Genomic DNA, 220 nt, shown 5'->3' with positions numbered 1-220 from the left:
AGATGTGCTGGCCCACAGCATCCGCGCGCACTGGAGCGTGGAGAACCAGTTGCACTGGAGCCTGGACGTGGCCCTGCGCGAGGATGCCGCGCAGTCCTACAAGGATCAGGGCCCGCACAACCAGTCCTTGCTGCGGCGCATGGCCCTGCAGATGCTCACGCGCGACACCTCGGTGAAGCTCGGGCTGCAGGCCAAGCGCAAGCGCGCTGGCTGGAGCCTG

1 pseudogene is annotated in these 220 nt (G+C 67.7%); it reads left to right on the top strand.

What is annotated here, in order from left to right:
- Positions 1 to 220 (top strand): annotated as a pseudogene (locus JHD63_RS25345) (ISAs1 family transposase); the annotation flags it as partial.

The sequence above is a fragment of the Xylophilus sp. ASV27 genome (assembly GCF_016428875.1).
Lineage (GTDB): Bacteria > Pseudomonadota > Gammaproteobacteria > Burkholderiales > Burkholderiaceae_C > Xylophilus.
The sequence above is the reverse complement of the archived record's forward strand: the minus strand, read 5'-3'. Positions and strand labels throughout refer to the sequence as shown.